At 65.1% G+C, this 25521-nt stretch carries 21 protein-coding genes and 1 pseudogene; 15 read left to right on the top strand and 7 right to left on the bottom strand.

Annotated features, from left to right (window positions below; genetic code table 11):
- The first annotated feature begins 53 nt into the window (after positions 1-53).
- The 3 genes from HAP47_RS01935 (at position 54) to HAP47_RS01925 (ending at position 1718) form a co-directional block, all read left to right on the top strand.
- Positions 54-845, top strand: coding sequence for a hypothetical protein (locus HAP47_RS01935; protein ID WP_173639674.1), 792 nt, complete (start codon positions 54-56; stop codon positions 843-845).
- Between the two features lie 77 nt (positions 846-922).
- Complete coding sequence (locus tag HAP47_RS01930; RefSeq protein WP_173639675.1) at positions 923-1348, top strand: DUF6455 family protein; 426 nt, start codon at positions 923-925, stop codon at positions 1346-1348.
- Between the two features lie 10 nt (positions 1349-1358).
- Complete coding sequence (locus HAP47_RS01925; RefSeq protein WP_173639676.1) at positions 1359-1718, top strand: c-type cytochrome; 360 nt, start codon at positions 1359-1361, stop codon at positions 1716-1718.
- A 125-nt stretch (positions 1719-1843) separates the two neighbouring features.
- On the opposite strand, the gene HAP47_RS01920 is transcribed toward HAP47_RS01925, so the two are convergent.
- Entirely contained in the window at positions 1844-2722 is an 879-nt protein-coding gene (locus tag HAP47_RS01920) for an HpcH/HpaI aldolase/citrate lyase family protein (RefSeq protein WP_173639677.1), read from the bottom strand.
- A 142-nt stretch (positions 2723-2864) separates the two neighbouring features.
- Between HAP47_RS01920 and HAP47_RS01915 the strand changes: the two genes are divergently transcribed.
- Positions 2865-3521 (top strand): carbonic anhydrase, encoded by a 657-nt coding sequence (locus HAP47_RS01915; protein ID WP_173639678.1) that lies wholly within the window; start codon positions 2865-2867, stop codon positions 3519-3521.
- Positions 3522-3537: 16 nt separating this feature from the next.
- On the opposite strand, the gene HAP47_RS01910 is transcribed toward HAP47_RS01915, so the two are convergent.
- Positions 3538-4486 (bottom strand): IS630 family transposase gene (locus HAP47_RS01910; RefSeq protein WP_173637148.1). Its coding sequence is split into 2 segments (ribosomal slippage): positions 3538-4149 and positions 4151-4486, totalling 948 coding nucleotides; the frame shifts between segments, so codons are not numbered across the junction.
- 323 nt (positions 4487-4809) lie between these two features.
- On the opposite strand from HAP47_RS01910, the gene gyrB reads away from it, so the two are divergent.
- From gyrB to HAP47_RS01890, 4 genes are all read left to right on the top strand, one after another.
- A complete protein-coding gene (gyrB, locus tag HAP47_RS01905; RefSeq protein WP_173639679.1) occupies positions 4810-7245 on the top strand; it encodes a DNA topoisomerase (ATP-hydrolyzing) subunit B in 2436 nt (811 codons plus the stop codon).
- Positions 7246-7470: 225 nt separating this feature from the next.
- The gene (gene murA, locus HAP47_RS01900; protein WP_173639680.1) at positions 7471-8763 is read left to right on the top strand and encodes a UDP-N-acetylglucosamine 1-carboxyvinyltransferase; all 1293 of its coding nucleotides are present in this window, start codon (positions 7471-7473) and stop codon (positions 8761-8763) included.
- A 174-nt stretch (positions 8764-8937) separates the two neighbouring features.
- Entirely contained in the window at positions 8938-10335 is a 1398-nt protein-coding gene (locus tag HAP47_RS01895) for an MATE family efflux transporter (protein WP_173639681.1), read from the top strand.
- A gap of 34 nt (positions 10336-10369) precedes the next feature.
- Complete coding sequence (locus tag HAP47_RS01890; RefSeq protein ID WP_173639682.1) at positions 10370-11026, top strand: 2-hydroxychromene-2-carboxylate isomerase; 657 nt, start codon at positions 10370-10372, stop codon at positions 11024-11026.
- 7 nt (positions 11027-11033) lie between these two features.
- Here HAP47_RS01890 and HAP47_RS01885 read toward each other — a convergent pair whose 3' ends face one another.
- Positions 11034-12173 carry an FUSC family protein gene (locus HAP47_RS01885; protein ID WP_173639683.1) on the bottom strand — a complete coding sequence of 380 codons (1140 nt, stop codon included), beginning with the start codon at positions 12171-12173 and terminating at the stop codon, positions 11034-11036.
- 147 nt (positions 12174-12320) lie between these two features.
- On the opposite strand from HAP47_RS01885, the gene HAP47_RS01880 reads away from it, so the two are divergent.
- On the top strand, positions 12321-13691 hold the full coding sequence (locus tag HAP47_RS01880; RefSeq protein WP_173639684.1) for an MmgE/PrpD family protein: 1371 nt from the start codon (positions 12321-12323) through the stop codon (positions 13689-13691).
- A 249-nt stretch (positions 13692-13940) separates the two neighbouring features.
- Here HAP47_RS01880 and HAP47_RS01875 read toward each other — a convergent pair whose 3' ends face one another.
- The 4 genes from HAP47_RS01875 to HAP47_RS01860 all read right to left on the bottom strand — a co-directional run bounded on the left by HAP47_RS01875 (position 13941) and on the right by HAP47_RS01860 (position 17669).
- A complete protein-coding gene (locus HAP47_RS01875) occupies positions 13941-14231 on the bottom strand; it encodes a DUF1330 domain-containing protein (protein WP_173639685.1) in 291 nt (96 codons plus the stop codon).
- A 127-nt stretch (positions 14232-14358) separates the two neighbouring features.
- The gene (locus tag HAP47_RS01870) at positions 14359-15786 is read right to left on the bottom strand and encodes a serine hydrolase domain-containing protein (protein WP_231168712.1); all 1428 of its coding nucleotides are present in this window, start codon (positions 15784-15786) and stop codon (positions 14359-14361) included.
- Positions 15787-15981: 195 nt separating this feature from the next.
- Positions 15982-17040, bottom strand: a complete 1059-nt coding sequence (locus tag HAP47_RS01865) for a helix-turn-helix domain-containing protein (RefSeq protein ID WP_173639687.1) — start codon at positions 17038-17040, stop codon at positions 15982-15984.
- A 53-nt stretch (positions 17041-17093) separates the two neighbouring features.
- Positions 17094-17669, bottom strand: coding sequence for a GNAT family N-acetyltransferase (locus tag HAP47_RS01860; protein ID WP_173639688.1), 576 nt, complete (start codon positions 17667-17669; stop codon positions 17094-17096).
- 267 nt (positions 17670-17936) lie between these two features.
- On the opposite strand from HAP47_RS01860, the gene HAP47_RS01855 reads away from it, so the two are divergent.
- The 6 genes and pseudogenes from HAP47_RS01855 (at position 17937) to HAP47_RS01830 (ending at position 25480) form a co-directional block, all read left to right on the top strand.
- Positions 17937-18854 carry a pirin family protein gene (locus HAP47_RS01855; protein ID WP_050406223.1) on the top strand — a complete coding sequence of 306 codons (918 nt, stop codon included), beginning with the start codon at positions 17937-17939 and terminating at the stop codon, positions 18852-18854.
- 86 nt (positions 18855-18940) lie between these two features.
- Positions 18941-19855, top strand: a complete 915-nt coding sequence (locus tag HAP47_RS01850; protein WP_173639689.1) for a phosphoribosylaminoimidazolesuccinocarboxamide synthase — start codon at positions 18941-18943, stop codon at positions 19853-19855.
- A gap of 236 nt (positions 19856-20091) precedes the next feature.
- Positions 20092-21132, top strand: a complete 1041-nt coding sequence (locus tag HAP47_RS01845; protein ID WP_173639690.1) for a zinc-dependent alcohol dehydrogenase — start codon at positions 20092-20094, stop codon at positions 21130-21132.
- A gap of 50 nt (positions 21133-21182) precedes the next feature.
- Positions 21183-21989 carry a crotonase/enoyl-CoA hydratase family protein gene (locus HAP47_RS01840; protein WP_173639691.1) on the top strand — a complete coding sequence of 269 codons (807 nt, stop codon included), beginning with the start codon at positions 21183-21185 and terminating at the stop codon, positions 21987-21989.
- Between the two features lie 71 nt (positions 21990-22060).
- Positions 22061-23107, top strand: a complete 1047-nt coding sequence (locus HAP47_RS01835; RefSeq protein WP_173639692.1) for an alpha/beta fold hydrolase — start codon at positions 22061-22063, stop codon at positions 23105-23107.
- 219 nt (positions 23108-23326) lie between these two features.
- Positions 23327-25480 (top strand): annotated as a pseudogene (locus HAP47_RS01830) (SLC26A/SulP transporter family protein).
- The last annotated feature ends 41 nt before the right edge of the window (positions 25481-25521 follow it).

Raw genomic sequence — 25521 nt, 5'->3', positions numbered from 1 at the left:
AGGCGCCGGGGTTTTTCTTTGCCTCTTCGCAGACCAGCTGATAGCTGACGCGCATGCTGCCTGACATCGTCACTTTCTGGCACGGCTCGATGGACGCACTGCGCCGGACCTGTCTGCGTTCGCAGGTGGCGGCCGGACACAAGGTGACCGTCTACAGCTTCGATCCGATTCCCGGCCTGCCCGACGGCGTCGGCAATGCCGAGGCCGAAGCGGTGCTGCCGCATGCGTTTGCCGAGAAGCTGCGTCCGCCGGAGCCTGACGGCTCATGGCGCGACTGGACCCTGCTGCAGTTCAGCGATTTCTTCCGGATGCGGCTGATGACGCAGCGCGCCGGCCTCTGGCTCGACGCCGATGTGCTGCTGCTGAAGCCGGTCGTGATCGATCCGGCAAAGCCCTATTTCGCTTGGGAACGGCCGCGGCAGCTCGGCAATTCCGTGCTGTACCTGCCGCCTGACGATCCGATCGTCCGCGCCTTCGAGGCGCTGATGAAACAGGACGAGCTCACCCCGGACTGGCTGGCGCTGCGTCACCGCCTGACCTTTGCGATGCGCCGGCTGCGCGGCAAATCGAACCGCCTTGCCGATATCAGAGTCGCGATCTACGGCCCCGCGGCACTGACCGCGCTCGCGCGCCGCGAAGGCGAGTTGCAGTACGCACTGCCGAAGCGCTCGTTCTACGCGGTGCATGCCGAGCCCAGACTGTTCTTCGAGCCGTCGGATTTTTCGCGCTACCTTGATGATCCCGAAATCATCGGCCTGCACATCTCGCCAAAGGGACGCGGCAAGGAGGCGCCGATCCCGGGCAGCCTCTATGCTTGGGCGACGGAGACGTTTGGGCGGACTTGAGCCGATTTGATCTGCCGCAAGGTCAGGCTGCGTAGAAGGTCTCATATGGGATGGTTACTCTATGTTGGAGGCACCCCATGACCACCGGAGTTCGGACCTACCCTGTCGTCGAGTATCTGATCGATGTGTTCGGCGACTGGCTGAAGCATCGGCGGGAGCTTGGCGAGCTGCGCGAACTGGACGATGCGAGTTTCAAGCAGATCGCAAGCGACCTGCGGATCAGCCCTGACGACCTCACGGCGTTGGTGCGCCAAGGGCCGCACAGCGCCGACGAATTGCCCAAGCTGCTCATGGCACTCGGAATCGATCAAGAGAAGCTGGCACGCACCGAGTACTTGGTGCTGCGCGACATGGAGCGGGTCTGCAGCTTGTGCAATCACAAACGACAGTGCGACCATGATCTCGCCGCCGGCACGTCCAGCGCACACTATCATCAATACTGCCTGAACGCCGCGACGATCGATGCGCTGAGTGATGCCGCAGGTCGCAAGCCGGTGTCGTGATGGTGCGTCGATGCTGAATCAGCACCCCGTCTGGCGCCGTGCATTGCCGATCGTCGTGATCGCGATGTCTGCGCTCTTTCCGCTGCGCCTGCATCAGGCCAATGGCGCGGGGCAGCCTTCAGAGAGCATTACTGCCGGGCACCGGCTGGCAGAGGCTTGGTGCATGGAATGCCACGTCGTCGGCCCGATTGCCACGGGCGTGAAGAAAGTGCCGCCGGACTTCATCGCCATCGCCAACCGGCCCTCCACCACCACGCTTTGGCTTAAGGTGTTCCTGAAGACGAGCCACCCGACAATGCCGAACATCATTGTCGGGCCGAGCGAGGCCGATGATCTCGCGAATTACATTATGAGCCTGAAGCGAGACTAAAGCGCGATGAGATCAGGTTGAAGCGTCATCGCGCTTTAGCTTCTTGTTTGCGCATGATCTTTTCGGAAAACCGCTTCGCACTTTTCCGGATCATGCTTTAACGCGCGTGTCACGACCGATGATCGTCAATGCCCCATCGCAGCGATCGCATCCGCGATCGCGATGGTGCGCTTCGCCATCTCGGCATGCAGGCGCTCCACCATGCGGCCGTCGAGCTGGATCGCGCCGCGCGAGGCGTTCTCCGGCTGTTCGAAGGCGGCGATGATCCTGCGGGCCTCGGTGACCTCGGCCTCGGGCGGAGTGAAGATCGCGTTGCAGGCATCGATGTGGCTCGGATGGATCAGCGTCTTGCCGTCGAAGCCGAGATCGCGGCCCTGCGCGCATTCTTCCGCGAAGCCGTCGATATTGCTGATGTCACCATAGGGGCCGTCGAGGATCTCGAGCCCGTGCGCGCGGGTCGCCAGGATGCAATGCGTGATCATCGGGATCATCGCGGCGCGGCCCGGCTTCATCCGGATCCGGGTTTCGCGCGCGATGTCGTTCGGCCCGAACACGAAGCCGGCGAGCCGGACCTCGGGGCCCTTCGATGCCGCGGCAAGCTTGTCGGCGTCGAGCACGGCGCGTGCGGTCTCGATCATCGCCCAGACCCGGATCGAGGCAGGGGCATTGATGTCGCTGAGGCGATCGGCGACTGCGTTGAGATCGTCGACCGTGGAAATCTTCGGAACCAGGATCCCGTCCGGCTGCACCTTGCCGGCCATGCCGATGTCGTCGACCCACCACGGGCTGTCGAGCGCGTTGATACGGATCAGGACTTCGCGCTTGCCAAAGCCCCTGGCGGCGACCGCCTTGGCGATCTGGTCGCGGGCTGTGGACTTGGCGTCGGGAGCAACGGAATCCTCCAGGTCGAGGATAATGCCGTCAGCCGGCAAGGTCCGGGCCTTCTCGAGCGCCCGTGCATTCGATCCCGGCATGAACAACAGGCTGCGGCGCGGACGGATCATCGGCATTCTCCTGGGGGCTCAGGCTCCGCCACTGTCCATGTTTTGGGCATCGGGCGGAACCATCTTTCAAGGCTGCCGTATCATCTCAGGATGCCCGCCGAAAGTCTTGTTCCCGTCACCGGCATGTGGTTATCCAGAGGCCATGAAATTCTTTCCGAAGCAGTTGATCGACGGCTACCGGACCTTCGCGACCCAGCGGTTGCCGACCGAACAGTCGCGATACCGGGACCTGTCTGAGCGCGGCCAGTTCCCCGAGACCATGGTGATTGGCTGTTGCGATTCCCGCGTTTCGCCGGAAGTGATCTTCGATGCCGGCCCCGGCGAGTTGTTCGTGGTCCGCAACATCGCCAATTTGGTTCCGGTCTATCAGCCCGACAGCAACGCGCACGGCGTCTCGGCCGCGCTGGAATATGCCGTGACCGTGCTGAAGGTGAAGAACATCGTGGTGCTGGGCCATGCCCAGTGCGGCGGCATCCGCGCCTTCGTCGACAAGATCAAGCCGCTCACGCCGGGCGACTTCATCGGCAAATGGATGCAGATGTTCATCAAGCCGGGCGAGGTGGTCGAACAGCGCGACCATGAAAGCATGCAGGACTTCGTCACCCGCATCGAGAAGGCCGCGGTGTTCCGCTCGCTGGAGAATCTGATGACGTTCCCGTTCGTGCGCGAGCGCGTCGAGAGCGGCGAGATGCAGCTGCACGGCGCCTATTTCGGCGTCGCCGAGGGCTCGCTGTTCGTGCTCGACCGGGTCGCGAAGGAGTTCATCAGCGTCGCCGATGCCGTGAAGGCCGGCGCGTAGCTACCGCTAGAGCGTTTCACATTTTGACTGAAGCATAACCGGCGTTTGCGAAGTAGTTTGCGCATTCGCGAGGCTGGATGTCCTGAACGAGGTGACCGATGTGGCGCCAAGTGTCTTCGACGGTGCGCCTCTGAGCCTGCCGCATCCAGTGTTTGATCTTGGAGAAGGCCTGTTCGATCGGGTTGAGGTCGGGCGAGTATGGCGGCAGGTACCAGAGCCTGGCGCCAGCAGCCTGGATCATTTGCCTGACAGCTTTCGACTTGTGGCTTCCGAGGTTGTCGAGAATGACGATGTCGCCTTCGCGCAGGGTTGGCAGGAGAAGGTGCTTCACATAAGCGCAGAAGCATTCGCCGTTGATCGGGCCGTCGAAGACGCAGGGTGCCGTGAGTTGGTCATGGCGGAGCGCGCCGAGGAATGTGAGGGTACGCCAGTGACCGTGCGGGGCGAAGCCGCGCAGGCGTGCGCCCTTGGGGCCCCAGCCCCGCAAAGGGGCCATGTTGGTCTTGATCCAAGTCTCATCGATGAAGACGAGCCGGCCCGGATCAAGTCCGGCCTGCCAGGATCGCCAACGCTGGCGCCTACGAGAGACGTCGGCGCGCGCTTGTTCGAGGGCGAACAGTGTTTTTTTTGAACCGCAGCCCTTCCCGGCGCAGGAACAGCCAGACCGCGTTGTGTGAGACCTTGACCCCACGAGCTGCCAGTTCCGCCTTCAGACCATGCAGCGTCAGGTGCGGCGTCTGAATGATCCGCTCGACAATGAAGGCACGATGCGGATCAAGCAAGGGCTTGCGGTGACCGCCCATCTTGCCGGGCGCAACCGAGCCGGTCGCCCGCTGCCGCTGTGACCACTTCACAACCGACGAGACCGCAACACCAAACCGTTCCGCCACAGATCGGCAGCTCTCGCCCGCCAAAACCGACGCCACCACACGCTCGCGAAGATCCAGGGAAAGAGGTCGGGTCATGCGATGCTGGCCTCCAATCCAGTCAGCATCTTGAATCACAAACCGCCAAAAACCGGAATCCCCTCCGATTCAGTTAAGCAATGAAATGCTCTAGGTGCGCGAAATCGGCTCCGCGAGAGGCTCGAATCTGCCTTCGAATCGGGCTTTTCAGAGCCTCCGGAATCGACCCTTGAGAGCCTTGAAACAGGCCGAAAAAATCCTATTTATTCAATAGTTTGCAGACGGAGACTTTGCGCTAGGCGCAACTGCTCTTTCATGGCACAAATAACGGAATCAGCGCCTCATTTTGTGCAGCTGATTCGGGACATCCTCGAAGGCCTCACATGACTGAACCTGCCCGGCAGACCCCTGCCGAATCTGAGCATCCCGTTCCGGCCGAATATGGTGCGGAATCGATCCGGGTGCTGAAGGGCCTCGACGCCGTCCGCAAGCGGCCCGGCATGTATATCGGCGACACCGACGACGGGTCCGGCCTGCACCACATGGTCTACGAGGTCGTCGACAACGCGATCGACGAGGCGCTGGCGGGCCATGCGAGCCGCGTCCTGGTCACCCTCAACGCCGACAATTCCGTCACCGTGTACGACGACGGCCGCGGCATTCCGGTCGGCATCCACAAGGGCGAAGGCGTCTCGGCGGCCGAGGTCATCATGACCCAGCTGCACGCCGGCGGAAAGTTCGACCAGAACTCCTACAAGGTCTCCGGCGGCCTGCACGGTGTCGGCGTCTCCGTCGTCAACGCGCTGTCCAGCAAGCTCGGGCTGCGCATCTGGCGCGACGACAAGGAGCACTACATCGAATTCGCGCACGGCGATGCCGTCGCGCCGCTCAAGGTGGTCGGCGATGCCCCGGGCAAACGCGGCACCGAGGTCACCTTCCTCGCCTCGACCGAGACCTTCAAGAACGTCGAATACGATTTCGCGACGCTCGAGCACCGGCTGCGCGAGCTCGCCTTCCTCAATTCCGGCGTCCACATCGTGCTGTCCGACATGCGGCATGCGGTCGAGAAGCGCGAGGAGATGCACTATTCCGGCGGCGTCGAGGAATTCGTCAAATATCTCGACCGCAACAAGAAGGCGATCGTGCCGGCGCCGATCATGGTGCGCGCGGAAGCCAACGGCATCGGCGTCGAAGCCGCGCTGTGGTGGAACGACAGCTACCACGAGAACGTGCTGTGCTTCACCAACAACATCCCGCAGCGCGACGGCGGCACCCATCTGGCCGGCTTCCGTGGCGCGTTGACGCGCCAGGTCAACGGCTATGCCGAGGCCAATGCGAAGAAGGAAAAGATCGCGCTGACCGGCGACGATTGCCGCGAAGGCCTCACCGCGGTGCTGTCGGTGAAGGTGCCCGATCCGAAATTCTCGTCGCAGACCAAGGACAAACTGGTGTCCTCGGAGGTTCGACCGGTGGTCGAGAACGTCCTGAACGAGGCGCTGGCGGCCTGGTTCGAGGAGAATCCGAAGGAAGCCAAGGAAATCGTCGGCAAGGTGATCCAGGCCGCCGCCGCTCGCGAGGCTGCGCGCAAGGCACGCGAGCTGACCCGCAAGAATCCGCTCAGCGTCTCCTCGCTGCCCGGCAAGCTCGCCGACTGCCAGGAGAAGGATCCGGCGAAGTCCGAACTGTTCATCGTCGAGGGCGACTCGGCAGGCGGCAGCGCCAAGCAGGGCCGCAACCGCGAATTCCAGGCAGTGCTGCCGCTGCGCGGCAAGATCCTCAATGTCGAGCGCGTGCGCCCCGACAAGATGCTGTCGTCGGAGCAGATCGGCACGCTGATCACCGCGCTCGGCACCGGCATCAGCGACGATTTCTCGGTCGACAAGCTGCGCTATCACAAGATCATCGTGATGACCGACGCCGACGTCGACGGCGCCCATATCCGCACGCTGCTGCTGACCTTCTTCTATCGCCAGATGCGCCCGATCATCGACGGCGGCTTTCTCTATATCGCCCAGCCGCCGCTCTATAAGGTCTCGCGCGGCAAGTCCGAGCAATATCTGAAGGACGAGCGCGCGCTCGAGGATTACCTGATCTCGACCGGGCTCGACGAATGCGTCTTCAAGCCGGCCTCCGGCGAAGACCGCTCGGGCCGTGACCTGCTGTCGCTGGTCGAAGACGCCCGGACGATCCGCTCCGTGCTGCGCAACCTTCACAGCCGCTACAATCGCGCGGTGATCGAGCAGGCCGCGATCGCCGGCGTGCTGACCCCGAGAATCACCAGCGATATCGCGACCGCCAACTCCGCGGCTGATTACATCGCCAAGCGGCTGGACGCGGTTGCCGACGAAGTGGAGCGCGGCTGGATCGGCACGTTCACTGAAGGCCAGGGCTTCCAGTTCGAGCGCACCGTGCGCGGCGTCAAGGAAGTGGCCGTGATCGACGATGCGTTTCTCGGCTCGGCCGATGCACGCAAGCTCGACGAGTATGCGACCAGGCTGCAGGAGATCTACGTGCGGGCGGGCAAGCTCCGGCGCAAGGATGCCGAGCAGACCATTCACGGCCCGATCGACCTGTTCGAGGCCGTGACCGATGCCGCCCGCAAGGGCGTCTCGCTGCAGCGCTACAAAGGTCTCGGCGAGATGAACCCGGAGCAGCTGTGGGAGACCACGCTGGACACCGAGGCGCGCTCGCTGCTCCAGGTGAAGATCAAGGAGGTCGACGAGGCTGACGATATCTTCACCAAGCTGATGGGCGACGTCGTCGAACCGCGCCGCGACTTCATCCAGGAAAACTCGCTCAGCGCCAACATCGACATCTAGGGACCTGCTCCCGGCGGCCAGGCGGACTTGCGCTTTCCGACGCGACGACTCGGCCGGGATGACGTGTCCGTGACCGCGCGCTCCGCACCGTCGCGCTGCTACCTTTCGTGTGGAAGCTGCGCCGGGAGTTGTGTTACGGTGCCGGACAGCCATTGATTCCGTTACGGAATTTCGCGTGGCCAAATTCGAATCCAAGTCTGGATGATGCGTTAGGGGACATTTCGCGTGCCGCCGATCCAATACATCGTCGAAGGCGGCCGCCGCCTTTCGGGCACCATTGAGCCGTCGGGCAACAAGAACTCCGCGCTGCCGATCATCGCAGCTGCCCTGCTCACCGAGCATCCGGTCACGCTGACCAACGTGCCGCGTATTCGCGATACCGAAACGCTGGTCGAGCTGTGCCGCTCGGTCGGCGCCAGCGCCGAATGGACCGAGCGCAACACGCTGCAGATCCATGCCAAGGAGATCCGCGCCGCCGATCTCGATCCGGCTCTGTGCGCGCGCATCCGCGCCTCGATCCTGCTGGCAGGTCCGCTGCTCGCCCGCTGCGGCGAGGTCGCGTTGCCGCCGCCCGGCGGCGACGTGATCGGCCGCCGCCGGCTCGACACGCATTTTCTGGCCTTCGAGCAGCTTGGCGCGACGGTCACCGCGACGCACCGGCTGGAATTCCGCGCCGCGCGCCTGAAAGGCGCCGATGTGTTCCTTGACGAGCCCAGCGTCACCGCGACGGAGAACGCGCTGGTCGCCGCCGTCGCCGCCCGCGGCACCACCTATCTGCGCAACGCGGCCTCCGAGCCGCATGTGCAGGACCTCGCCAATTTCCTGGTCGCGCTTGGCGCGAAGATCGAAGGCATCGGTACCAACACCATCATCGTGCACGGCCAGGCGACGCTCGGCGGTACGACCTACGCGATCCAGCCCGACCATATCGAGGTCGGATCCCTGATCGGCCTTGCCGCGGTGACTCGCTCCCCGCTGCGCATCGCGCGCGCCGGCGTCGAGCATCTGCGCTCGATCCGGATGGGCTTTGAAAGGCTCGGCATCGTCTGCGGCATCGAGGGCGACGACCTCGTCGTGCCGTCGAACCAGACCATGAAGATCCAGGACGATTTCGGCGGCCACGTGCCGAAGCTCGAGGACCAGCCCTGGCCGGCCTTCCCGGCCGACCTGATGTCGATCGCGATCGTCACCGCGACGCAGTGCGACGGCGTCATCCTGATGCACGAGAAGATGTTCGAATCGCGGATGTTCTTCGTCGACAACCTGATCGCGATGGGTGGCCGGATCGTACTGTGCGACCCGCACCGCGCGATCGTCGCCGGTCCGAGCCGGCTGCGCGGCGCGCCGATGAACTCGCCCGACATCCGCGCCGGTATGGCGATGTTGCTGGCCGCGGTGTGCGCCAACGGCACCTCCACCATCAACAATGCCGACCAGATAGAGCGCGGCTATGAGCGAATCGACGAACGGCTTAACGCGCTCGGCGCCAAGATCAAGCGGATACCAGCGCGATCGTGATCCGGGCATGATCCGGAAAAACGTGAAGCGCTTGTCCCGCGGCAAACGCGAAGCATTTTGCGCGCGGACCATGCTCAAACGAGAATCGGGGAGGCGATGATCTCTGCGTGAGATCGTCGCGTTTGGGCAGTTTGGCCATCCTTCCGGCCGGTTTGCCGTGCTAAGCGTGCCGTCATGACCTGCATCGACAAGATCGATCCGGCCGCGTCGCGCGCGGCCGTCCTCCCCTCTCGCAAGCTGCTCACGGCCGAGCTCGCGGAAACGCTGAAGCTCGCGGTGCCGCTTGCGCTGACGCAGCTCGGTCAGATCGCGATGATGACGACCGATCTCGCCTTCATCGGACGGCTCGGCAGCGAGAGCGTGGCTGCGGCGGCGCTGGCGCATACCGTGTATTTCGTCAGCTTCACCATCGGCATGGGCATGATGGCGGCGGTCTCGCCGTTGGCCGCGCAGGCGTTCGGCGCCCGCAATCCACGCGTGATGCGGCGTTCGCTGCGCGTCGGGTTGTGGGCTGCCTTCTTCATGGTGCTGCCGCTGATGGCACTGCCGTTCCAGGGCGAGCGCATCCTGCTCGCGCTCGGCCAGACCCAGGCCACCGCGCATCTGGCGCAGCAATATCTGTTCGGGCTCGCCTGGGGGATCCTGCCGGCGCTGTGGTTCATTGCGATCCGCGGCTTCATGAGCGCGGTGAACCGGCCGGAGCCGGTGCTGTGGATCACGCTTGCGGCGATCCCGGCCAATGCGCTGATGGTCTACCTGTTGCTCTACGGCAAATGGGGCATGCCCGAACTCGGCATGTTCGGCGCCGGGCTTGCGACCACGATCGTCAATCTCGGCACTTTCCTCGCCGGGGTGTGGTTCGCGGCGCGGCGCCGCCCGTTCCGCAAGTACCGTGTCTTCAGCCGCGTCTGGCGCATCGACTGGCCGTTGTTGGGCAGGCTTGTCGCCATCGGCGCGCCGATCTCGATCGCCTTCCTGCTGGAATACGGCCTGTTCGGCGCGGCCGGCCTGCTGATGGGGCTGATCAGCACCATGGCGCTGGCGGCGCACCAGATCGCGCTGCAGATCGCGGCGATCCTGTTCATGGTGCCGTTCGGCGTTAGCATGGCCGCCACCGTGCGGGTCGGCCAGGCGGTCGGCCGCCGTGACACCGACGCAGTGCAGCGGGCCGGCTTTGTCGCGGTGGCGCTCTCCGGCGTGTTCATGAGCATCATGACGCTCGCGGTAATCCTGACGCGCTTCGAGATCGCGGCGCTGTTCCTCGGCGAAGCTTCCGACGCCACCGCGCAGCTCACCGCGATGCTGCTCCTGATCGGCGCGACGTTCTTCATTGCCGATGGCGTGCAGACCACCACCGCCGGCGCGCTGCGCGGCATGCACGACACCCAGGTGCCGCTGCTGTTCGCGACCATCAGCTACTGGCTGATCGGATTCGCGTCCGCCTACGCGCTCGCCTTCCGGGTCGGGCTCAAGGCGCCCGGCGTCTGGATCGGGCTGTCGCTCGGCACCGCGGTCTATGCGACCCTCCTGATCTTGCGTTTCCGCCTGCTCGCACGCAGACTGGTTGGATGAAGGTCGACGAGGTCGCACCGAACGGAGGCTGCGCATGACGTTGGCGATCGACCTGTTCTTCTCGTTCCGCAGTCCCTACAGCTATCTGGCGCTGCCGAAGACCTTGAAGATGGTCGCCGACTACGATGTCGCGGTGAATTTGCGGCCGGTTTATCCGCTCGCGGTGCGCGTGCCCGGCTTCTTCAAGAAGACCAATCCGCAATTCGCCCGCTATGTCGTGCTCGATTCCAGCCGCGTCGCCAAGCACGAGAACATCCCGTTCCGCTTTCCGCGCCCGGACCCGATCGTGCAGGACATGACGACGCTCGACGTCGCCGAACACCAGCCCTACATCCACCGCCTGACCCGGCTCGGCGCTGCCGCCCAGCTTGAGGGGCAGTCGCTCGCCTTCACCTCCGCGATCAGCCGCGTGCTGTGGGACGGCTCGGTGAAGGGCTGGAACGAGGGCGATCATCTGGCACGAGCAGCCGATGCCGCCGGATTCGATCTCGCGGCGATGGATGCGGCGATCGCCGCCGACCCCGATCGCTATGAAGCGGTCATCAAGGGCAACGAGGACGCGCATGCGGCCTCCGGTCATTGGGGCGTGCCGACCTTCGTATTCGAGAACGAGCCGTTCTTCGGTCAGGACCGTATCGACCTCCTGATCTGGCGCATGGAGAGCAAGGGCCTGACGCGCCGGACGGCATAGCCAAAGGTCATGCCGCGCTCTTCTCCGATGTTTCCGCAACGATCTTCTCGGAAGCATCTTCGTTCGTGCACCAATTGCCGTGGCAGCGCTTGAGGTCGTTCAGGTTCTGCCGCATCTGGTCGAGCGAAAATCCGAGCGCGAAGAACCGCTCCATGGCATCGACCGGAAGGCCCCGGGTCAGGCCCTCGCTGCGCACTGCGGCAACCTCCTCGCTATAGGCATGCAGCGCGGCATCGACCGGCGCCATGTCGGCCGGGCCGCTGCCGGCGCGCAGGGCGGTGGCGACCGCCACCATGTAAGTCACAATGGCATTGCTGACGTCGGCCAATGGCCGCGCCAGCCTGGCCTGGATATCGGCCGGCAGCGGCACCACGCAGGCGCGCCCGATCATCACGACGTCGTGCCGCAGCCGCTGGATGGTCCGCAGCAGCGGACCGGTGTCCGGCCCGGATGACAGATGCATGGTGCGTTCACGCTCGGCTTCGAGACCGGTCGCGTGCAGATTGGTCACCGCGGTGCCGATGCCATCCTGGATCCGGTGCAGTGCGTCGTTGTCGAGCCCGCGCGTCAGGCCGGCGAGCAATTCGGCGAATGCTGCCGAGAGCAGTTCCAGCAGCTTCGACGCATTGACCCTGATCTGGCTGACCGCGCGCGACGGCAGCACCAGGAACGAGATCACAAGGCCAGTGAGCGCACCGACCGTGACCTCGAGCACGCGGTCGATCGCGGAATCCAGCGGATTGGAATGATGCATCGTCGGCAGCAGCAGCACGATCACCGCCGTGACCGTCGCCGAGTTCAGGCTGGGATTGAGCGCGGCGATGAACGCCAGCGGCACGATCGCCAAGACCAGCAGCGCCAGCAGGCTGCCCTCGCCGGAATGCGGGATCAGTACCGCGATCGCGCCGCCATAGATGGCGCCGCCGATGGTGCCGAGCATGTAGTCGCGGGTTGCCTTCAGCGAGCGGCCGACGCTCATTTGCGTGACGATCAGCGAGGTCAGCACCGCCCACAGCGGCAGCATGAGGTGCAGCGCCAGCGCGATGGCGTAGGCCGCCACGCCGGCGGACGCGATCCGGACCGCGAGCGCCAGCTGCGTCTTGCGGGTCCAGAGCTGCTCGAACATGCGTTTTGCGAAGGTCCTCATGCACCCTGATCCGCAATCAATAGAAAGGCCCGTGTTACATGACTTGACGTCCAGCGACCGGAAGCATGGCTGCTGCCCGCGGCGGCAAGGTGGCTTGAAAGGCCAAACCCGCCCGCCTACCCTGCGCCGCATAATTGAGGAAACACGATGGCCCACGAAACCGCAACGCTCGCCGCCTACGTCGCCGACCTGAAATATTCCGACATTCCGCTGGAGGTGCTGGAGCGCGCCAAGGTTTTGACGCTGGATCTCCTGGGCAGCACGATCCGCGCCCGCCGCGATGCGGAATCGACGCCCTCGCTGATGAAGATGCTGGAGGCGCTGGCGTTGGACGGCAAGGGCGAGGCCACGGTGTTCGGCGACACCAAAACCTGGACGCCGGCGGTGGCGGCGCTGCTCAACGGCGCGCTCGGCCATTCGCTCGATTTCGACGACACCCACGCCGATTCCTCGCTGCATCCGAGCGCGCCCGTGGTGCCCGCCGCCTTTGCGGTCGGCGAGATGGTCGGCGCCTCCGGCCGCGACGTGCTGACCGCGATCGTCGCCGGTTATGAAGTGTGCTGCCGGCTCGGCAACGCGCTCGATCCGACCTCGCATTACGCCCGCGGCTTCCACCCGACTGCGACGGCCGGCACCTATGGCGCCGCGGCCGCGGCGGCCAAGCTGTTCGCCCTGTCGAAGGAGCAGATCGTCTCCGCGTTCGGCGTCTCCGGCAGCCAGGCTGCGGGCTCGCTGCAATTCCTGGTCAACGGCGCCTGGAACAAGCGCTACCAGGTCGGCGCCGCCGCGATGAACGGCGTCATCGCAGCGACGCTGGCACGCAACGACTTCATCGGTTCGAGCGAATCGGTCGAGGGCAAGCACGGCCTGCTGGTCGGCTATACCGATGACGCGCATCCGGACAAGGCGGTGGCGGGCTTGGGCCACACCTATGAGACACTGAAGATCGGAGTGAAGCCGTATCCGAGCTGCCGCTATACCCATGCCGCGATCGACGCGCTGATCGCGATGCGGCGCGAGCACAATCTGACGCCCGACCAGATCAGGAAGGTCGAGATCGGCCTGCACCGCAACGGCATCACGCTGACCGGCGACGCCGCCACCAAGCGTCACCCGACCTCGGTGGTCGGCGGCCAGTTCTCGATGTTCTTCACCGGCGCGATCGCGCTCGACCAGGGCCATTTCGGCTGGGACGATTACGACCGGCTCGGCGATAAGGCGATCGACGCGCTCGCCGACAAGTTCGACGTGGTGCAGGACGACCGCCTCGAGGTCGGCCGCACCCATCCGTTCGGCGCCCGCGTCTCGATCACCACCGATGACGGCACCCATGAGCGCCTCTATGCCGATCCCTCCGGCGAGCCGACCTCGTTCCCCGATGCGCAAGCGATGCAGCAGAAGTTCTTGACGCTGGCCCGCCCGGTGCTCGACAAGCGCGCCGACCAGCTCGCAGACGCGATCCTGACGCTGGAGCGGTTCGACCGCGTGGAGAAGGCGACGCAGCTGGGACGGCAGTAAGGGCGGCGCTCGTCGAGGCGCGGGCTGCGCGCCACACCACAGCTGTCGTCTCTGCGAAAGCAGAGAACCCATAACCACAGGGTTGCGTTGTGAGAGTGCGGCCCCAGCTTCGCGCAACAATGCGTATTCGGGGTAATGGGTCCCGGCCTTCGCCGGGACGACGATGAGGATGGTTCTCGATTCAAGGCGTCACACCACCCGGTGTCATCACGCGCGCATGTGCTTCGCATGCCCCGGAATGACGGAGACCTACTCCGCTCCATCGATGATCACAAAATCCCCGTCCGAATATTTCTGCCGGATCGCCTTGGCGGCCCGATAGTCGGGGCAGGTGTAGCATTCCATCGCGGTGGCGCGATCCCTGAACTCGATGACGAAGTTGCGCTGGCGCGGTGCGCCTTCCATCACCTCATACGGGCCGTTGCGTACGATGAAATTGGCGCCGTATCTGGCGAATATCGGCATCGCGGCGGCGAGATACTCGGGATAGCGGGCCTCATCGTGCACCGTGACGTGCACGATCCAGCAGGCTTTCGGCATAATGCTCTCCGGCTGAGGCGATCTTAAAGAACTGTGGCGCATCTCCTGCGAGATGCGCCACGGCATCAGAAAATTCCGGAGGCCGAGATTCAATGCATGATCGCGCGGGCGTTGTGTGACGTCTCCGTCAATTGCCGCCGGCGAGCCGCGCGCCTGTCGATGTCGCCGCGACGACATCGCGAACCAGGTCGAACACGCCGTCCACCGCGGGCGGCATGTTCGGCGAGCGGCCGAGGCGGACGATGACGAGATGCTGCGAGGGCACGATGATCACATATTGCCCGATCGTGCCCTTGGCGAAGAAGGCGTCGCCCGGCCAGCCATGCTTGACACGGTAGTTGGCGCCGAAGCTGTCGCCGAGATTGGTCCAGAAGCCCGCGCCGTAGCCGACCCAGGCATTCGGCGTGGCCGAAGCCGAATAGGCCGCCCAGCCCTCCGGCAGAATGCGCTTGTCGCCGGCCATCCCGTCATTGAGGTAGAGCTGGCCGAGACGCGCCCAGTCGCGTGCGCTCGCCATCATCGCACCCGATCCTTCCGGCGTGCCCGCTGCATCGAACTGCATCACGACATTGCGCATGCCGAGCGGACCGAAGAGCTTTTCACGCGCGAAGCGGATGACGTCCGCCGCGTGCCCGCCGGCGGCGTTGCGGATCAGATGCGAGAGGATCAGGTAGTTGCCGTCATGATAGTTCCAGACCCGGCCGGGCGCGCTCTCCAGCGCAGCGCTCTCGGCGAAGGCGGCCATATCCGATTCCATGTACTTCATGCGGTTGACCGGCTCGAGCACGGATGCCAGCGACGCCTGCAGCGAGCTGCCGAGCGCAAGCCCTGCGGTGTGGCGCAGCAGCTCGTCGACCGTGATCGCGTGGCGCGGATCGTCGGGATTCCGCCAGGCCGCGATCGGGACCGGCTGGTCGCGCGTCAGCCTGCCCTCGCGGACGAGGATTCCGATCAGGGCCGAGATCGCCGACTTGCTCATGGAGAAGCCGAGTAGCGGCGTCTCGATGCCGATGCCGTCGGCGTAGCGCTCGGCGACGATGCGACCGTCCTTCATCACGACGACGGCGCGGGTATGGCGAAACGGCGGCTCCGCCGGCTCGGCAAAGGCGCGGTCGAGCGCGGCCCCAAGCTGCGGGCTTTGTGGCGCGACGAGCGCAGGACCTGCGATCTCGGGCAGCGATGCGGCTTGCGGCCTCGAGGGCGGAGGCGCGGTGTCGGCCAGCGTCTCGCCATGATCGAGCGTGCAGCCGAGCCCATCGCGATAGACCGCATGGCTGCGGCCAAGCCCGAACAGCGTCACTGTGACGTCCTTACGATCAAGGTCGACCTCGGTGTCCATCGCCCAGGTGATCAGGCCGGCCCCCGGCATCGCGTCGGTGGTCTCGGCCAGGTTTCGCTTCGGGTCGAGCCCGCTGACGAAGGTCTCCGAGCAGACGACGTTGGCGACAAAGCCAGTCGCGACCTTGGGCACATCGCGGGCCCGGGCGGCAGACAGCGCCAGCGCGCCGCATGCGGTGGTGGCAATGAGAATGAAGGCGAGCTTTCGACGGGTCACAGGATCCTCCGGCATGGCGCATGGGGCGCGTGGCCGGGATCAGGCCGGAGCGGACGCGGGAGTGCTCGCCGGATTTGGAAATCGGGCTGGCCGAGAACTCGGTGCGGCCCGCCGATTCTGGAATAATACAATGATTACAAAGAGTCCAACCGCGGACTCGCGTCACCTCTCCTGCTTGCGGGAGAGAGAGAAGAGTCACACCGCGCTCGCCTTCAGCTTCCGGTATTCCGTCGGCGTCACACCGGTCGTCGCCTTGAAGGCGCGGTTGAAGGGGCCGAGCGATTGGAAGCCGGCGTCCATCGCGATGGTGATGACGGGAACTGCGGACTGGGCCGGATCGGCGAGCGCGGCCTTGGCCTCCTCGATCCGGTGGTTGTTGAGGAAGACGTTGAAATTGCGGTAGCCGAGCCGCTGGTTGATCAGCCGCCGGAGACGATATTCGGGGATCTTCAGCCGGGTTGCCAGCATGCCGATTGTGACGTTGTCGTGGCGATAGATGCGCTCGTCCGCCATCAGCCGCATCAGGGCGTCGACCAGTCTCTGGTCCGCCGCCTCCTCGACCGCGGCCGGCTTCGTCAGCACGACGGCCTCCGCCGGCACCGTGAACAGGTCGGCACCGTCGACGCGCATCATCGCCCAGGTGATCGCGGCCACGATCGCGGTGAGCACGGCCGCGTTCAGCAAATTGGCCCATTCCACGGTCACGCGGCTGCCGGCATAGGCGATCTGAAGCAGCGCGTTCATGCCGCCGTACAGCGCAGATGCGGCGACGATGAAGACGCGGACACGGCGGCGGCGCTCGACCAGATCCGCCGACCACGATCCGATGGTTTGCGCCACCGCGAGCACAATGAAGACGAGCGTGAGCGAATTGACCATGATGATCGCGATCCGCGCGTGACCGGCGGGTGCGATCCACATGCAATTGACGAAGCTGTAGGCCACGACCGCAGCCCAGATCAAGCCGTGCCACCAGCGTAGTTGAAACGCGTCATCGAACAGCGCGCGCGTGAACAGCCAGAACACCACGATATCGCCGGTCGAGAGCGCGATCAGTGGCGCATGCCAGTCCGAGACCGGCGGTCCAGCCCCCATCGACGCGGTCACCGCATGCGCGGCCGAGCCGAGCGCGAAGGCGATCGCGAGCCGCCCGGCCAGCACCTTGCGGAAATCTGCGAACATCGAGGCCGCAAACACCATCAGCAGCGTCACGGTGGCGGCGCGCAGGCACAGTTCGGTCGCGGCAAAGGTCATCGGTCGATGCGATCTCCAAGGTCAGCGAAGAATCGTCCGTCGGGCGAGATTTTTCAAGAACCATCGCGCGGCCAGCGGCTGCGCTGCGTGACCCAGATATCGACGACATCGCCCTCGAGCTTGCCCGGGCCCTCATTCACCGCACCCAGCCGCCGCGCCACGGCCTGCGAGGCGACGTTGGCGGGATCGATGCAATGGATGATGCGGTCAACCGTGAAGTTGGCGAACACAAAGTCGATCGCGGCACGCGCCGCTTCCACCGCATAACCGTTGCCGCGATACTCCTTGACGATGCCCCAGCCTACCTCGAAGCCCGGCCATTCCGGCGGACAATACGGCCCGACGCGGCCGATGTAGCGGGCGGAAGACTTCTCCTCGACCGCGAACATGCCGAAGCCGTGCAGCGCCCAATGGCCGGAGATGACCGCCGCATTGCGCCAGCCCTTCAGCTCCGACGTGACCGGCTGATGATCCGGCGTGATGAAGCGCGCCGTCTCGGGATCGGACAGCATCCGCGTGTTGTCAGCGATGTCGGACGCGCGCCACGGCCGCAGGATGAGACGCGACGTCTCGACCATGGGCCCATCGACCTGCAACAGCTTTGCGCCCGGCTTGATCAGAGAAACCATGGTTGGCTCCGGTCTCCAAGTTTATGCTGTTATCACGCGCGTGCACACGCCAGAAGTACCTCATCGTCCCTGCGAAAGCAGGACCCCTAACAACCGATATCAGTTGGTGTGGAGGGCTGCGGCCACAGCCTTCGCAACATAAGCATTCGTGGTTATGGGTCCCGGCTCGCGCGGAGCCTGTCATCGGGCACCGCTTCGCGCCGACCCGTTGGCTTGGCCGGGACGACGAATGGAGTATGATCGCTATACCACTGCAAGGAGTCCGACATGAGCTGGCAGCCCTCAACCGATCCCGAACTCGGCGATCCCAAGACCTGCGACGCGCTGGACCTGATCATCGTGCCGCGCACCCGCGATCTGGGCGACGGTTTTGCCGTGCGTCGCGCGCTGCCGCATGGCAAGCGGCAGATGGTCGGGCCCTTCATCTTCTTCGACCATTTCGGCCCGGTGCAATACCTCGCCGGCAAGGGCATGGATGTGCGGCCGCATCCGCATATCGGGCTCGCCACCGTCACCTACCTGTTCGACGGCAGCATCATGCATCGCGACAGCGAGGGCAACATCCAGGAGATCCAGCCCGGCGCGATGAATTTGATGACCGCGGGCCGCGGCATCGCGCATTCCGAGCGCACCCCCGACGTGCAGCGCCGCGACGGCCAGAAGATGCTCGGGCTGCAAAGCTGGATCGCGCTGCCGGCCGGCAAGGAGGAGATCGCGCCTTCGTTCCAGCACTATGGCGCGGGCGACCTGCCGATGATCTCGGAGCGCGACTTCACCGCGCGCGTCATCGCAGGTTCAGCGTTCGGTATCAGCTCGCCGGTCAGCATGGTCTCGCCGTGGTTCTACACTGAAGTGACCGCGCAGGCCGGCACCTCGGTGCCGCTCGACCCCGATCACGAGGAGCGCGCGATCTATCTCGTCGACGGCGAGGTCGAGATCGCCGGCGATCGCCACGAGGGCCCGCGGCTCCTGATCTTCCGGCCCGGCGACCGCATCACCGTGAAGACGCTGCGGCCGACCCGCATGATGTTTTTGGGCGGCGACGCCCTGGAAGGGCCGCGACACATCTGGTGGAATTTCGTCTCCTCCTCGAAGGAGCGGATCGAGCAGGCCAAACAGGACTGGAAAACCGGGCGCTTCGCGCAGGTTCCGCACGAACACGAGTTCATTCCGCTGCCGGAGTGAGCTATTTCCTGTGATAATCTCCGGCGCCCGCACGCCTCGTGTGCGGGCGTCCGTCTTTGAGAAGCGAGCCCGGAAAGACCCCGCCCATGACCGCAATGCTATCCAGCGATTTGCCCCTGCCCCGGATCGGCCGCGGCAAGGTGCGCGATATCTACGCCGTCGGCGACGACCGTGTGCTGCTGCTCACCACCGACCGCATCTCGGCATTCGACGTGGTGATGGCGGAAACCATTCCGATGAAGGGCGCGGTGCTGACCCAGATCAGCGCCTGGTGGTTCCGGCAACTCGAAGGCACCGTGCCGCATCACATGATCAGCGCCGATGCCGACGAGATCATCCGCGCAGTGCCTGCATTGAAGGATCATCGCGCCGAAATTCTTGGGCGCGCGATGCTGTGCAAGCGCACCACCGTATTCCCAATCGAATGCGTCATCCGCGGCTACATCTCCGGCTCGGCCTGGAAGGAATACGCGGCTGAGGGCACCCTCGCCGGCGAGAAGCTGGCGGCGGGCCTGGTCGAAAGCCAGAAGCTCGAGCCCGCGATCTTTAGCCCGGCGACCAAGGCCGAGGCCGGCCATGACGAGAACATCACGGTTAAGCGGGTGCGCGAGATCGTCGGCGCGGACGTTGCCGCGACGCTGGAGAAGATGGCGCGCGACGTCTACGGCTATGGCGAGCAGACCAGCCGCGCCCGCGGCATCATCATCGCCGACACCAAGTTCGAGTTCGGTCGCGACAAACACGGCCGCATCATCCTGATCGACGAGGTGATGACGCCGGATTCGTCGCGGTTCTGGGCGGTCGATGCCTACAAGCCCGGCCAGCCGCAGCCGAGCTTCGACAAGCAGCCGCTGCGCGACTATCTCGACGTCGAACGCCACGCCGGCCGCTGGAACGGCGACGCACCGCCCCCGCCGCTGCCCGCCAGCGTCGTGGATGCGACCAGCAAGCGGTATCTCGAAGCGTATCGCCGCGTGACCGGCAGCGAGTTGAAGGTCTAGCTGCATCGTCGGCCCATTCGCTTTGTCACCGTCACCCTGAGGAGGCCGCAACGCGGCCGTCTCGAAGGGTCGACGGCCACCAGCGGGGCCGTGCATCCTTCGAGGCTCGCTGCGCTCACACCTCAGGATGACGGAAAAGAGAGAGACCAAGTGAATCCAATTCACCCCGGTTGAAGACATACCTTTTGTCGTCGCGTCAGCCTCCCTGCACTCTCCGCCTAAACGGAGAGTGCACGATGCGGCAATTGACTTATATCGGCGGCAACAAGGTCGAATGGTGGGACGTTCCCCCACCCCAGCTCCGGGATGACCGCGACGCGCTGGTGCAGCCGCTCGCGGTGACGCGCTGCGATCTCGATCTTGCGATCGTGCACGGCCGATCGGGCCTCGCAGGCCCGTTTGCACTCGGACATGAGACCGCGGGCCGCATCGTCGACGTCGGCGGCGCGGTGAGGAATTTCGCGCCCGGCGATCTCGTCATCGTTCCGTTCCAGATCAGTTGCGGCGCTTGCGACCGCTGCCGGCGCGGCCACACCAATGCCTGCACCGCGGTGCCGTTCCGCTCCTCCTACGGGTTGAAGCCGGTCTGCGGCGTGGAATACGGCGGCGGCCTGTCCGACCTCATCCGCGTACCGTTTGCCGATCACATGCTGGTCCGCCAGCCGAACGGCCATGCCCTGTCGCAAACCACAGGGCTGGCGGACGGCGCGACCGACGGGTTCAGCGCGGTGGCGCGCTGGCTCGCGCAACGGCCCGGCGCCGACGTCCTCGTGATCGGCGGCTTCGCGCAATCGCTCGCGTTGTTCGCGGTGCAAGCGGCGGTGGCGCGCGGCGCGGGCCGCGTCGTCTATCTCGACGATCACGCGCCGCGCCTCGCCAAGGCAAAGTCGCTCGGTGCCGACATCATCGAAGCGTCGGCCGGCCTGTCGATGGAGCCGCCCGGCCTGTTTCCGATCGTGATCGATGCAGCCGCGACCGACGCCAGCATCCTGCTGGCATTCCGTGCGACGGAACCGAACGGCATCTGCCAGCGCATGTATGGCGACTTCGCCGACACCACGCCGGTGCCGCTGCGCCATATGTACGGTGTCGGGATCACGCTGAAGGTGAGCCGCGTCAATGTGCGCGCCGAACTGCCCGACTGCGTCGCCCATGTGGCGGCAGGACATTACCACCCAGAACATGTCATCACCCGCCGCGTCCGTTTCGAGGATGCGCATGAGGCGATCGGGGACCCGACCGTCCGTGTCGCTTTCGTTCGCGATGGCATCGCGTGATCAACAGGGTTAGGCTCGGCTCCAACCAACAAGCCCAAGGGAGCCAGCCCATGACCGAAGCCGACAGCGTGCTCGTCGAGCGCGATGGTGACATCACCATCATCTCCATCAACCGTCCGCATTGCCGCAACGCCGTCAACGGCGCGACCGCGCGCAAGCTGTATGACGCGTTCCTGGCGTTCGATGCGGATGCGAGTGCATCGGTTGCGGTGTTCACCGGCACCGGCGGCTATTTCTGCGCCGGCGCCGACCTGAAGGCGGTGGCATCAGGCGATCCCGAGAAGAAGCGCGAGATCGGCGGCCACAACACGATCGCGCCGATGGGACCGAGCCGGCTGCGGTTGTCGAAGCCGGTGATCGCCGCGATCGAGGGCTTTGCGGTCGCCGGCGGCATGGAGCTCGCGCTGTGGGCCGACATGCGCGTCGTCGCCGAGGACGCCACCTTCGGCGTGTTCTGCCGCCGTTTCGGCGTGCCGCTGATCGACCTCGGCACCATCCGCCTGCCGCGGCTGATCGGCCATTCGCAGGCGATCGATCTGATCCTCACCGGCCGCCCAGTCGCAGGGCCAGAGGCGCTTCGCATGGGGCTCGCGAACCGCTTGGTGCCGAAGGGCGAGACGCGCGCGCACGCCATTGTGCTCGCCAAGGACATCGCGAAATTCCCGCAGAACTGCATGCGCGCCGATCGGCTGTCGGCGTTGCGGCAATGGGACCTCGACGAGGAAGAGGCGATCCGGAACGAGATGCGCGGCGGGCTCGAGGTGATCGCTTCAGGCGAGACGCTATCCGGCGCGGCGCGCTTCGCCTCGGGTATCGGCCGCCACGGCGCGTTCGGCAATGAGGGCGGGAATGGGTAGTCCCACAACGCCAGTCTTCGCGTTGCTGCTGCCGACGTGCTGAGCTGTCGCACCATTCCGAAAGCAAAACCATGCCCGCACAATCGATCGCAACCGAGCTGAAGAACTTCACGACATCCGATTTCCGCCTGGAGAACGGCAGCGTGCTGGGCGAAGTCATCGTCGCGTACCGCACCGTCGGCACGCTGGCGCCCAACCGCGACAATGTCGTGCTGATCACCCACGGCAACACCAGCGGGCCGCAGATGATCGATCCCGGCGGATCGACCGGCGAAGGCAGCTGGAATGAAATCGTCGGCCCCGGCAAGGCCGTCGACACCAACCGCTACTTCGCGATCTGCCCGAACATGCTGGGCTCGTCCTACGGCTCGACCAATGCGGCGAGCATCGACCCGCGGACCGGCCGGCGTTACGGGCCGCGCTTCCCGGACATCACCGTCAGCGACATCGTCGCCACCCAGCGCGCGATGCTCGATGATCTCGGGATCGACAAGCTCGTTGCGATCGTTGGTCCGTCCTATGGGGGTTTCCAGGCCCTGCAATGGGCAGTGAACTATCCCGACGCCATGCGCGGCATCGCCGCTGTCGTCACCGCGCCGCTGGTGCCGCGCGAGCGCGCTGAAGGCAATGTCGCGCGCCTGATGGCGGTGCTGTCGCAGGATCCGAACTGGAACGGCGGCGACTATTACGATCACGGCGGCGTGCTCGAAAGCATGATCCAGATCCGCACCGCGACGCTGAAGAGCTACGGCATCGAGACGCGGCTCCGCGATACGCTGACCGATCCCGCGGAGATCGAGGCCGCGATCCGCGCCGAGGCGGCGGAATGGGCCAGGGGGTTCGACGCCAATTCACTGCTGACTCTGGCCAAGGCGCTGCGTGGCTTCGACGTCACGGCGCAGTTCGGACAGATCAAGGCCAAGGTGCTCTATGTCCTGTCGCGAACCGACAAGCTATTCCCGCCGGAACTCGCGCAGCAGGTGATGCCGGCCCTGAAGGCCGCCGGCGTCGACGCCGATTATTTTCTGCTCGACAGCGACTACGGCCACTCCGCATCAGGCCGCGACGCGCACAAATGGGCGCCGCGGCTGCGCGCGTTCATGGACAGCCTCGGCTAGGCAATCGGACCGCATCGATAGATCCGGTCCGGAAGCACCGCACCCCCGCTCTCGCACGCAGCCGGGTGAGGCGGAAAATGCGCGTATTGAGAACCGGTTGTCACAAAAATCCTGTTGTCGTCCAGCGCCGCGCTCGTCTACGACTGACGGCGAACGTTCGGGGCATTTTTCAACGTGATTAGTCGATCGCTTTATTTCGGCTCGCGCGCGCGGCGAGCCATGCATGACGTTCTCGGCGGCAGCGCCGCCAGTGTCCTCGGCATCACGTTCGGCCTGTCCTACGCGCTGCTGATCTTCGCCGGGCCATTGTCGCCCTATCTGTCATACGGCGTCGCGGCGACATTCATCTCCTCGGCCGTGCTTGCGACCTTGATTGCGCTCGGCAGCTCGCTGCCCTTCGCGGTCGCCGGCCCTGACAGCTCGACCGCGGCGGTAACGGGGATCCTGATGGCCTCGCTTGTCAAGCGCATCGGTACGGCCGACCCGACGGCGCCACTGCTCGCACTGGTGCTCATCACGCTCGGGCTTTCGACCATCGTCACCGGCATCGTTCTGTGCTGCCTCGGACTGACGCGGCTCGGCCGCGCCATCCGCTACGTGCCCTACCCCGTGGTCGGCGGGTTCCTCGGGGCGACCGGCCTGCTGATCGTGCTGGGCGCAATCAGGGTGATCACCGGTTACCCCGTGCAGCTCGGCACGCTCTTCCACTTCACGAACGTCATCACGATCTCCGAGCTCAGCGCCGCCTGCGCGATGGCGCTGGTGCTGTATCTGACCTAGCATCGCTCGCGCACCCCATTTGGTCTGCCGATCATCCTGGTCGGCGGCGTGATCGTTGCGCATCTCACATTCTGGATCATCGGCATTACGCCTGAGGAAGCCCATTTGACCGGCTGGACCTTCGAGCCGCCGCCGGCATCGACCTTCATGCTGCCATGGCACGCGGCCGAGCTTGCACAGTATCCGTGGTCGGCGGTGCCGGACCTGCTCGGCAACATGATCGCCGTCGTCTTCGTCACGGCGGCGAGCACGCTGTTCAATACCACCGGCATCGAAGTCGCGGTGCATCGCGAGGCCAATCTCGAGCGCGAGCTCAACATCACCGGCTTCGCCAACATCCTGACCGGCGCCCTGGCCGGCTACGCCGGCTGCATTTCGGTCAGCCGCTCGATCCTGAATTTCTCCAGCGGCGGACGCGGCCGGCTGTCGGGCCTGACGGTCGCCGCGATCTCGCTGCTGATGCTGGCCGTGGCGCCGCAGCTGCTCGGCTACATGCCGAAATTCGTGCTCGGTGGGCTCTTGATCTATCTCGGCGCCGACCAGTTGCACAAATGGATGATCGAATCGCGCAAGCGGCTGTCGCGGACCGAATATGTGTCGCTGCTCGCGATCATCGTCATCATCGTGGCCTGGGGCTTCGTGCCCGGCATCCTGATCGGCGTCATCATCGGCTGTGCGACCTTTGCGCTCAGCGCGGCGCGGGTCGAGGCGATCAAATACGGTTTTGACGGTTCGGAGTATCGCAGTTCACTGGATCGCTCGCGCGACGACCGCGAGGTGTTGTCGGCTCATGGCGGCAAGATCCAGGGGCTGACCTTGTAAAGCTACCTGTTCTTCGGCTCCGCCAACCGGCTCTACCAGCACGTCAAGGCGCTGCTGCGCGAGCACCCGGAGTGCCGCTACCTGCTGTTCGACTTCAAGCTCGTCACCGGCGTCGATTCATCGACGGTCTACAGTTTTGCGCAGATCAAACGCAGCGCGCAGGAGGTCGGCGTCGAGCTGGTGCTTGTACATCTGTCGGCCAAGGCCGAGCAGGTGCTGCGCGCCAGCGACTTCATCACCGAAGGCGTCACCGTGATCGACGAGCTCGATCATGCGCTGGAGTGGTGCGAGAACCAGATCATCGCGCAGCACCGGGAGCTCGCGCAGGAGGAGGCCGACCTGCGCGGCTGGTTCACCGGGATGCTCGACAGCGAGGGCGACGCCGACGCGCTGATCCGGCGCTGCCAGCGCATCGAGGTCGACGCCGGCGAGTTCATCGTTCACGCCGGCGACGCCGCCGATTCCATGCACTTCATCCTCGACGGCCGCGTTGGCATCATGGTGCCCACCGAGGACGGCCGCACCACGCGGGTCCGCAGTCTCGGCCGCTACACCACGATCGGCGAGATGGGCCTCGTCGCGCACACTCCGCGCAGCGCGACCATCCAGGCCGAGACGGCGAGCGTGCTCTATGTGCTGAACACCCACCAGTTCGCGGCAATCCGCGACGAGGACCCCGATCTCAGCCACAAGCTGCTCACCTATTTCGTGTCTGTCATGGCGGAGCGGCTGACCTTTGCCAACCGCACCATCGCGGTGCTGCGGCGCTGAACACGCGTAGCCCGGATGGAGCCCGTCGACTTCCTCCGGGC

The sequence above is a fragment of the Bradyrhizobium sp. 41S5 genome, assembly GCF_011516665.3.
In the GTDB taxonomy this organism is placed as follows: Bacteria; Pseudomonadota; Alphaproteobacteria; order Rhizobiales; family Xanthobacteraceae; genus Bradyrhizobium; species Bradyrhizobium quebecense.
This window is presented reverse-complemented; position numbering and strand designations above follow the sequence as displayed.